11 protein-coding genes are annotated in these 8,983 nt (G+C 63.1%); 5 read left to right on the top strand and 6 right to left on the bottom strand.

What is annotated here, in order from left to right; genetic code table 11:
* Positions 1 to 205: 205 nt before the first annotated feature.
* The 3 genes from ACEW8Q_RS01535 to ACEW8Q_RS01525 all read right to left on the bottom strand — a co-directional run bounded on the left by ACEW8Q_RS01535 (position 206) and on the right by ACEW8Q_RS01525 (position 2,354).
* Positions 206 to 988 carry an alpha/beta fold hydrolase gene (locus tag ACEW8Q_RS01535; RefSeq protein WP_373502288.1) on the bottom strand — a complete coding sequence of 261 codons (783 nt, stop codon included), beginning with the start codon at positions 986 to 988 and terminating at the stop codon, positions 206 to 208.
* 1 nt (position 989) lies between these two features.
* Entirely contained in the window at positions 990 to 1,250 is a 261-nt protein-coding gene (locus tag ACEW8Q_RS01530; protein WP_373502287.1) for a tautomerase family protein, read from the bottom strand.
* 66 nt (positions 1,251 to 1,316) lie between these two features.
* Entirely contained in the window at positions 1,317 to 2,354 is a 1,038-nt protein-coding gene (locus tag ACEW8Q_RS01525; protein WP_373502286.1) for an LLM class flavin-dependent oxidoreductase, read from the bottom strand.
* Positions 2,355 to 2,459: 105 nt separating this feature from the next.
* Here ACEW8Q_RS01525 and ACEW8Q_RS01520 point away from each other — a divergent pair, with 105 nt between their 5' ends.
* Positions 2,460 to 3,299 (top strand): LysR family transcriptional regulator, encoded by an 840-nt coding sequence (locus tag ACEW8Q_RS01520; RefSeq protein ID WP_373502285.1) that lies wholly within the window; start codon positions 2,460 to 2,462, stop codon positions 3,297 to 3,299.
* On the opposite strand, the gene ACEW8Q_RS01515 is transcribed toward ACEW8Q_RS01520, so the two are convergent.
* Positions 3,247 to 4,173 (bottom strand): DMT family transporter, encoded by a 927-nt coding sequence (locus tag ACEW8Q_RS01515; protein ID WP_373502290.1) that lies wholly within the window; start codon positions 4,171 to 4,173, stop codon positions 3,247 to 3,249. The genes ACEW8Q_RS01520 and ACEW8Q_RS01515 overlap by 53 nt on opposite strands.
* A gap of 149 nt (positions 4,174 to 4,322) precedes the next feature.
* Between ACEW8Q_RS01515 and ACEW8Q_RS01510 the strand changes: the two genes are divergently transcribed.
* A complete protein-coding gene (locus tag ACEW8Q_RS01510) occupies positions 4,323 to 5,276 on the top strand; it encodes a 3-hydroxyacyl-CoA dehydrogenase family protein (protein WP_373502284.1) in 954 nt (317 codons plus the stop codon).
* A 120-nt stretch (positions 5,277 to 5,396) separates the two neighbouring features.
* On the opposite strand, the gene glnA is transcribed toward ACEW8Q_RS01510, so the two are convergent.
* The gene (gene glnA, locus ACEW8Q_RS01505; RefSeq protein WP_373502289.1) at positions 5,397 to 6,803 is read right to left on the bottom strand and encodes a type I glutamate--ammonia ligase; all 1,407 of its coding nucleotides are present in this window, start codon (positions 6,801 to 6,803) and stop codon (positions 5,397 to 5,399) included.
* Between the two features lie 48 nt (positions 6,804 to 6,851).
* Entirely contained in the window at positions 6,852 to 7,190 is a 339-nt protein-coding gene (locus ACEW8Q_RS01500) for a P-II family nitrogen regulator (protein ID WP_373502283.1), read from the bottom strand.
* Between the two features lie 235 nt (positions 7,191 to 7,425).
* On the opposite strand from ACEW8Q_RS01500, the gene ACEW8Q_RS01495 reads away from it, so the two are divergent.
* From ACEW8Q_RS01495 to ACEW8Q_RS01485, 3 genes are all read left to right on the top strand, one after another.
* The gene (locus ACEW8Q_RS01495) at positions 7,426 to 7,611 is read left to right on the top strand and encodes a hypothetical protein (protein ID WP_373502282.1); all 186 of its coding nucleotides are present in this window, start codon (positions 7,426 to 7,428) and stop codon (positions 7,609 to 7,611) included.
* Positions 7,608 to 8,180, top strand: a complete 573-nt coding sequence (locus ACEW8Q_RS01490; RefSeq protein WP_373502281.1) for a hypothetical protein — start codon at positions 7,608 to 7,610, stop codon at positions 8,178 to 8,180. Before ACEW8Q_RS01495 ends, ACEW8Q_RS01490 begins: the two co-directional genes overlap by 4 nt.
* 64 nt (positions 8,181 to 8,244) lie before the next feature.
* Positions 8,245 to 8,983, top strand: a 739-nt coding sequence (locus ACEW8Q_RS01485; protein WP_373502280.1) for an NAD(P)H-hydrate epimerase, incomplete at its 3' end; no start/stop codon positions are given.

The raw sequence follows: 8,983 nt of genomic DNA, 5'->3' as shown, positions 1-8,983 counted from the left end.
GTGCGATCGACGGGCGGAGCGGCGCGGGCCGTGGTGCTGTGATTGGTGGCGTGGGCGGTGCCGTGGTTGGCGGCGCTAGCACCAGCGAGCACTGGCGCCGGACCTACCGCCGCGCCTACAGGGATTGCCGCGCCTCCTGAGGCGATTTCCGATCTGAATTTGAAGTGGCCGGGTCTGTCCCGGCCATTCCCGTTTGTGAACCCGGTTACTTCGCCTTGTGTCGGCGCAGGAAGTCGAGCACCGGGGGCGCCACCTGGTCTGCCGCCTCCAGCAAAATGGCGTGGCGCAACACCGGCAGGATCACCAGTTCCGAATCGGGCAGCGCCGCCGCGATCAGCGTGTTGAGGCGCGGGTTGCAGCCGCCGTCATTCTCGCCCGTCAAGACCTGGCAGGGATGCTTCACCTCATGCAGCCAGGGCGACATCTCGGTTTCGGCATAGATATCGAAGACTGACAGGAACACGTCCGGGTTGGTATCGATCACCTGCTGCATGCGCCGCTCGATCACATCCGGGCGGCGCTGGCTGAACTCTGGCGTGAACCAGCGGTCCTTCAGCGCCTCAAGCACTTGCGGAATGCCCTTCGTCCGCATGGCGGATACGACGCCCTTCACCTTGGCGCTGTCGTCCTCGGTGCGGAAGGCCGCCGTGGACCACAGTCCGAGTGTGCGCACATGCTGCGGATGTTTCCGCGCATAGGCCGGCCCGATCATGCCGCCCAGTGAATGGCCCGCAAAATGCGCCGTCTCGATGCCAAGCTCCTTGCGCAGGGCTTCAAGGTCTTCCACCAGGTCATCGAGCGTGTAGGGCGGCTGCGGCGTGGGCGATACGCCATGCCCGCGCAGGTCATAGCTGATGCAGCGGTATTCGTTTTTCAGGTGAGGCACGAGCCCCGCGAAGGACGCGCGCGAAGCTCCGATGCCATGAATGAGGAACAGAGGCTCGCCCTCGCCCTCGACGGAAAATGCCGAACGGACAGGTGTGGGCATTTCACTTGTCCGGATATTTTTCGTTCATCATGTCGTAGCCCGTGGCCCAATCCTGCTTGTCGACGTCGACGAACACGATGTTGAAGGACTCCGGCTTGCCGCCGCCCGCGCCGCGGATGAAGCCGTCAATCAACTCACGCGCGATCTTCTTCTTCTGCTCGGCCGTGCGGCCCTTGAACATTTCGACACGGATGATCGGCATGTGTGGTTCCCCTTTGAGTATGGCGTAAAGACATTTGATGGCCGGGTTTGATGCGGCCATCCCCTGCTAGCGTGGTGCAGCAGGGATGGCGCGGTCAAGCCCCGCCTGGAAGAATTGCAGGTGGTATCATTCGGCGGCGAGCACCTTCGGCGCCATCCTCGCGAAATGCGGCATCACCTCTTCGGTAAATCGGCTCATCATGTCGAGTGTCATCTGGTCGTCCTGACCGAAGTTCGACGTGGTCAGCACTTCGTCGATGCCGAACTCCGAATAGACGGACAGGCGGTCGATCATCTCGTCTCGCCCGCAAAGCAGGATGTTGGCGGCAAGTTCCTCAACGGTTTGCGTGCGCGGCAGCGGGCGGATGATGCCCTTGTCGACGATGCCGGGGCCTCCGAACACATTGTCGAAACTCTTGTAATAGGTGTGGGCCTTCTCCGCGATGAACTGGCGCTCGGCCTCGTTCTTCACGAGGAACATGCCGCGCTGCAGGCTGAGACGCGTATCGTTCGGGCTTTCGGACGATGCCTTGCCGCGCCTGAACGCATTGACCTGATCCAACAGCTGCTGGTGGCTGCCGCCGAGCGGCGTCGTCTGCACGTGATGGCCAGCTTTTGCCGCCGCCTCGATACCGATGGGGTTCATCACGGCCACCATGAGGGGGATCGGGTCTTCCGGCCGCGGCATGATGGTGACGGGTTCAAACGAGTAGCGCGGCGAATCCCACGTGACGTCTTCCTGTGTGAGCAGCGCCTCGAGAATCTTCAGGTCTTCCTCGAACTGCGGCTTGGTGTCTTCGATGGGCACGCCGATCCGGCCCGTCTCGAACCCGAAGGCGCCCTTGCCGACGCCCAGCATCAGGCGTCCATCGCACAACGCCTGCGCCTGCACGACTTCACCTGCAAAGACCAGCATGTCGCGGATGGGAAGCTGGCAGACGGACGTCACCAGCTTGATGCGGCTGGTATGCGCGGCGATCTTCACTGCCATCTGGAGCGGCGAGGGAACAAGCAGCACGTTGAGCAGATGGTGCTCCGGAATGCCGACGCCGCGATAGCCCATCGCTTCGGCATGAAGCGCCTGTTGCACGACGCCCTTGTAGAGGCGCTTGCCGCCCATCGCCGGGTCGAGCATGTGGCTGGAAAGGAAGTGAATGAAGTCCATCGGCCGTTCCCCTTCAATGGTCGTGAAAGACTGGCAGAGCCCGCAGCATTTGAAAATCGAAATGTTTTTGGCATTATGTGCGAAATTGTCGAATTGGACGGCGCCATGAACCTCGACGAACTCCGCACCTTTCTCGAAGTGGTCGACACCGGAAACCTGGTGACGGCGGCTCGGCGGCTGAACGTGACGCCCTCGACCGTCACGGCCCGCATCAACGGGCTGGAAGAAGAAATTGGCCAGAAGCTGCTCCACCGCAACAAGTCCGGCGCCGAACTGACGTCTCCCGGCTTCAAGTTCAAGCGCTATGCGGAAGTGATGGTGCAGCTCTGGGGGCAGGCGCTGTCCGAAGTGTCGCTGCCCAGGGGCTTCGAGGGTGTTTGCAACGTGGGGCTCGACTTCGACCTGTGGAACGGCTTTGGCCAGCACTTCCTCGCCCATGTGCGTGAAACGAATCCCGGCATCGCGTTGGCCTTCTGGCCGGGCGAGCAGCGCATGATCGACCGCTGGCTGTCGATCGGCCTCGTCGATATCGCCTTCTGCTACGCCCCGCAGGCCGGCGAGCGCTTTGCCAGCCGGGTACTGTTCGACGATGAATTGATCCTCGTCTCGCTCGATGAAATGGACCAGCCACGGCTCGATGCGACTTACGTCTATGTCGACCATGGCGATGAATTCAGGCGACAGCACGCGGCGGCCTTTCCCGGAGACGTGACCTCGGCCCTAGTGATCGCCTCGTCCGACTGGGCCCTCGATCACCTGCTGGCGAGCGGCGGCTCAGGTTATCTTCCGCGCCGCCATGTGGCGGATGCCCTGAAGCGCGGGGAACTTCGTGCCGTCAAGAATGCGCCCGCCTTCACCCGCCGTGTCCACGTCGTGGAGAACGCCCAGACTGTCAGGGGGTGGGCATGGTACGGTCCTGCACTCGTTGCCGCCGCCAGTCGGTGAGGATGTGGATGAGAAGCGCGCCAAACACGATGGCGCCGCCGATGATGGTGCGTCCGCCCGGCACTTCGCCATGAATGAGCCACACCCAGACCGGACCCAGCACCGTCTCCAGCGTGCTGACGAGAGCGCCCAAGGCGGCCGGCACCAGCCTCGCACCGGTCACGAACATGGCGAGGCCCATCCCCAGGTTGATCGCGCCGAACAGGAAGAGCCAGCCCAGATCCGGCATCGAGACTGAAAGGCCGCCCGACAGGAAAAACGCATTGACCGCTGCCATCGCCGTGCCGAGGCAGACGGCGGGCGTCATGCGCAGCTTGGGCGAATGGCGGGTGATGACGATGGCGGTGGAGAACATCACCGTGATGAGCAGCGCCAACCCGTCGCCCATCGGCGAGACGGTGCCGGAGATCGACGATGACACCATCACGCCGACACCGAAGATGACGACGGCGATGGCCAGTGCCGTGGCAGGCGTCACGCGCTCGCGCAGCACCACCCATGACAGGAGTGCCGCGAACAACGGGGCTGCCGCCTGAATCAGCAGGATATTTGCCACCGTCGTATGTTGCAGCGCTACCACGAAGGCAGACGATGCGGTGCCGAAGCAAACAGCGACGCCGATCCCCGCCCAGCCCATGTCGCGGAACATCTTGAGTGTGCCGCGCGGACCATCGCGCAGCAGCATGAATGCCAGCAGGAAGCCCGACGCAAACACCGAGCGCCAGAACACGATGGCCCAGGAATCCTCTGTCGATATGAAGCGGGCGATGGACCCGCCGAAGCTCCAGGTGATCGCCGCGCCTGCGACCAGCAGGATGCCGAGCTTGAAATCGGAGGAGTGCCTCCCGGCAGACAGTGCTGGTGCGTGGGCCATGCCATGAGCCTCTAGCCCCAGCCTGAGTGCTTCGCAATCCGCCAGCGGCACCCGACCATGAGGACCAAGGCGGGCAAGTGCCCAGCCGGGATTGCGCACCACGGCGACAATCCATAGGCTCACCCGGCCAAGGCTGAGGGAGAACCGCCATGCTGAGACCAGTGAACGATGTCCGCGCCGTCGCCATCATCGGCAACGGATTGATGGGGCAGGGCATATCGCAGGTCTTCGCGCGGGCCGGAAAGCGCGTGACGCTGATCGGCCGGAATCCCGAAAGTCTCGAAAAGGCGATGTCAACCATCCGGCGCAACATCGACGCTTTCGTCGAGCGGGGACTGGCAACGAAGGAAGATGCCGACGCCGCGTTCGGCCGCATTTCCACGAGCACGGACATTGCCGCGGCGGGCAGTGCCGACCACGCCATCGAGGCGGTCCCGGCAGTGCGGGAACTGCAGATCGAGATATTCGGCAAGCTCGATGCGGTGTGTGCGTCGGATGTCGTGCTGGGCTCCACCTCCGGCCAGCCCATCAGCCTGATGACGGCCCGGATGAAACGTCCCGAACGTGCCGTGGCGATGCACTTCATCTATCCGGCACAGCTCATTCCCATCGTGGAGGTCTGCGGCGGCCCCCAAACCGCGCCCGAGGTGGTGCAGTGGGCCTGTGACATCCTCAAGGCTGTGGGCCAGACCCCGGCGCTGATGAACAAGGAGGTCGACGGCTTCATCATCAACCGCCTGCAGTTCGCGGTACTGCGCGAGGCGTGGTCGATGTGGGCCAATGGCATTGCCAGTGCCGAGGCGATCGACCAGAGCTTCAAGCTGTCGCTCGGGCGCCGCTATTCCATCACCGGACCCATCGAGAGTGCCGAGCTTGGCGGTCTCGACATCATGCACAAGTTCGCTGAATTCCTGCTTCCCGATCTCGATACCGCGAAACAGCCGCCCGCCGCGGTGTCCGATCTTGCGAAGGCGGGACACTTCGGCCTCAAGACCGGCAAGGGCGTCTACGACTGGTCGACTCGCGACGGCAAGGCGCTGCTGGCGGCCCGCGCCGACAAGCTGTTCGAACACATGCGCGAAGACGCAAGGAAGAAGGATTGAAAGATCAGGCGAACGGCCGTCCGCCTGGCAGGCTTGGCGCTGTCCTTCGCCAGGACTACGAAACAGAAAAGCCCCGGTGTTTCCACCGGGGCTTTTCCTGTCGCGTCCCGAGCGTTTCGGTTAGCAGCTGTAGTACATGTCGAACTCGACCGGGTGCGGCGTCATCCGGTAGCGGTCCTGCTCTTCCTGCTTCAGTTCGAGATAGCTCTCGATCTGTTCCTTCGAGAACACGCCGCCCTTGAGGAGGAAGTCGTGGTCGGCGGCGAGGCTGTCGATCGCTTCCTGCAGCGAACCGCACACCGTCGGAACCTTGGCGAGTTCTGCCGGCGGCAGGTCGTAGAGGTTCTTGTCCATCGCCGGGCCGGGATGGATCTTGTTCAGGATACCGTCGATGCCGGCCATGACGATGGCCGAGAAGCACAGGTAGGGGTTGGCCGTCGGGTCGGGGAAGCGCACTTCCACGCGCTTGGCCTTGGGGTTTGCCGTGAAGGGAATACGGCAGGAGGCCGAGCGGTTGCGCGAGGAGTAGGCGAGAAGCACAGGCGCTTCATAGCCGGGCACCAGGCGCTTGTAGGAGTTGGTCGACGGGTTGGTGAAGGCGTTCAAGGCCTTGGCGTGCTTGATGACGCCGCCTATGTAATAGAGGCAGAGCTCGGAGAGGTCGGCATACTGGTTGCCGGCCATCATCGGCTTGCCGTCCTTCCAGATCGAGAAGTGGCAGTGCATGCCCGAGCCGTTGTCGCCAAACACCGGCTTCGGCATGAAGGTGGCGGTCTTGCCGTAGCTGTGGGCCACGTTGTGGATCACGTACTTGTAGATCTGCATGTGATCGGCGGCCATGGTGAGCGGCTGGTACTTGGTGCCGAGCTCATGCTGGGCGGACGCCACCTCGTGGTGATGCTTCTCGACGACGAGGCCCATCTCGCCCATGACGGAGAGCATTTCCGAGCGCATGTCCTGGGCGGAGTCCATCGGGTTCACCGGGAAATAGCCACCCTTGGTGCGCATCCGGTGGCCCATGTTGCCGGTTTCGTAGTCGCGGTCCGAGTTGATCGGAAGTTCGGCCGAGTCCAGCCTGAAGCCGGTGTTGTAGGGGCTTGTCGCGAACTTCACGTCATCGAACACGAAGAACTCGGCCTCGGGGCCGACGTACACGGTATCGCCGATGCCGGTCGACTTGAGGTAGGCCTCGGTCAGTTTCGCCGTCATGCGCGGGTCGCGGCTATAAGCTTCGCCGGTGCCAGGCTCGAGAATGTCGCAGAACACGGCGAGCGTGGACTGGGCGTAGAACGGATCGAGATGCGCCGACGTCGGGTCGGGCATGAGAACCATGTCGGACTCGTTGATGGCCTTCCAGCCGGCAATCGAGGAGCCGTCGAACATCAGGCCCTCGGCCCATGCGTCCTCGCCCATCTGGCTGACGTCCATGGTGAGATGCTGCATCTTGCCGCGCGGATCGGTGAAGCGCAGGTCGACGTACTTGACGTCCTTTTCCTTGATCATCTTGAGGACGGCGGCTGCGTCCATAGGCTTGCTCATGATGTGTCCCTCTATTGAGCTCGTGGTGTTCTGTGGTTAGAGCGCATCCGGACCGGACTCGCCGGTGCGGATGCGGATGGCTTGCTCGACGTTGGAGATGAAGATCTTGCCGTCGCCGATGCGTCCCGTGCGGGCGGCGTTCTGGATGGCCTCGATGGCCTTCTCCACGAACTCGTCGGCCAGCACGACCTCGATCTTCACCTTAGGCAGGAAGTCGACGACGTATTCGGCTCCCCGGTAAAGCTCGGTGTGACCCTTCTGGCGGCCGAAGCCCTTGGCTTCCGTGACCGTAATGCCCTGCAGGCCAACCTCCTGCAGCGCCTCCTTCACTTCATCCAGCTTGAAGGGCTTGATGATCGCCTCGATCTTTTTCATGTCCGCTGACAGCCTCGCGTTAATGCGCGTTAAGGAGTGCAGGGTCCGTGCCAGTTGCGCCGACAAGTAGATTCAAGGGCTTGGCGCAGTTGCTCAACCATTGTGCAGCATCGATTGTCTAAAAAATAGTCATAATGATTAATATGTAGGCATAACTTGATAGTTGCCTCCGCGAGCGCAGTCCAGCGACAGGAAGTGGATCAGCAGGGTGAACGGGCAGGGATGGAACGGCTCCTTGCTCCAGTTCCAGACAAGCAGCGTGTTGACGATGACCCATGATGCCGCAGCACTCGGCAACGCCATCGCTTTACGAAACACCCCAATCCCGGAATTCACGGCAATCCTGTGGCGGGCGCGACATGCTGAGGCCCCATTTCTGATGTTTCTGCCGGTCATTGACCAGCAGGCCGGGAAGCAATGAAGTCGATCGAACTCATATTTCTGATCGGATCCCAGTGCGTCAGCCCCGTCGAGGCAGCGCCGGGGTTCACCGAGGTTGCAAAGGTGCAATGCGCGGTGGTGATCGAAAGGGACACAGAGACGAACCTCGTCATCGTCACGCCGGAGAGTGCCGCGAGCATACCGCGCGTGGCGGAGGCGATGCGGATGCCGCAGCGTGCGATTCCGGTGTCTGCCCCTCCAGAACCCGTTCAAGGCGACACTTCCGGTCAGGCGGGCGTGGTCCGCATGGAGGTTTCGCCACCCGCAACGCCTGAGGAGCCAGAGGTGCAGCAACCTGAGGCCAAGGTTGCAGAGCCTGAGGCGGAGCCCGCTGAACCCAAGCCGAAGGAGGCCGTCCGCAAGACAACCGGCAAGAAGAAGACCGCCGCCGCCGGCAAGCCGAAGGATGTCTGCGGCGCAGGCCGGAAGGCCGTCTGGTACACGTCGAGCCCCGGTCACCGGAAATACCGCTGCCGCAGCGCGAGCGGGGAGGCGCCGGCAACCCGCAAGACCTCTTCAACGAAAAAGACCCGCAAGTCCCTGTACTAGAAGCGGCGCGCTGCCTGCCGAGATTCGTGGCGGTAGGCCGCAGTCCCGTCTAGGATGGACCGCGATGCATGAACTCCTGACGCCGCTGGAAATGTACCGTGCGGACGCTCTGGCCATGAAGGCCGGCGTGCCGTCCCTCATCCTCATGGAAAATGCCGGCCGGGCCGTGGCCGATGAGATTGTACGCCGCTACGGCGCGCGGAATACGCTCGTGCTCTGCGGCCCCGGCAACAATGGCGGCGACGGCTTCGTCTGCGCCCGGTACCTGAAGGCGTGGGGCTGGCCGGTGCGGCTTGCGCTTCATGGCGAGCGCGAGCGGCTGAAGGGCGATGCCGCGGTCATGGCCGCGAAATGGGATGGCGAAGTTCAGCAAGGGATACCAGCGGGAGACGCGGAGCTGATCGTCGATGCCCTGTTCGGCGCCGGTCTTTCGAAGGATGTCCCGGCGGAGCTGGCGGACGCCATCAATGGCAAGGCCGTGCCGGTGGTAGCCATCGACGTGCCCTCGGGCCTCGACGGGCTGACGGGAAAGCCGCGCGGCGCAAGTGTCAAGGCCGACGTGACCGTGACGTTCTTCCGGCCGAAGCCGGGGCACCTGCTGATGCCGGGCAGGGCGCTCTGCGGCACGCTGGTGGTGGCGGATATCGGCATACCTGAATCAGTCTTGCAGGCGATCGACCCAAGTCTCTGGATCAATGAGGAAATTTCGCGACCCTCACCTGCAGCCGGGGGCCACAAGTACGGACGCGGCCATGCCGTCATCGTGTCGGGCGGGCCGCTCAATACCGGCGCCGCGCGGCTGG

Source organism: Aestuariivirga sp. (assembly GCF_041738905.1).
Taxonomy (GTDB): domain Bacteria; phylum Pseudomonadota; class Alphaproteobacteria; order Rhizobiales; family Aestuariivirgaceae; genus Aestuariivirga.
The sequence above is the reverse complement of the archived record's forward strand: the minus strand, read 5'-3'. Positions and strand labels throughout refer to the sequence as shown.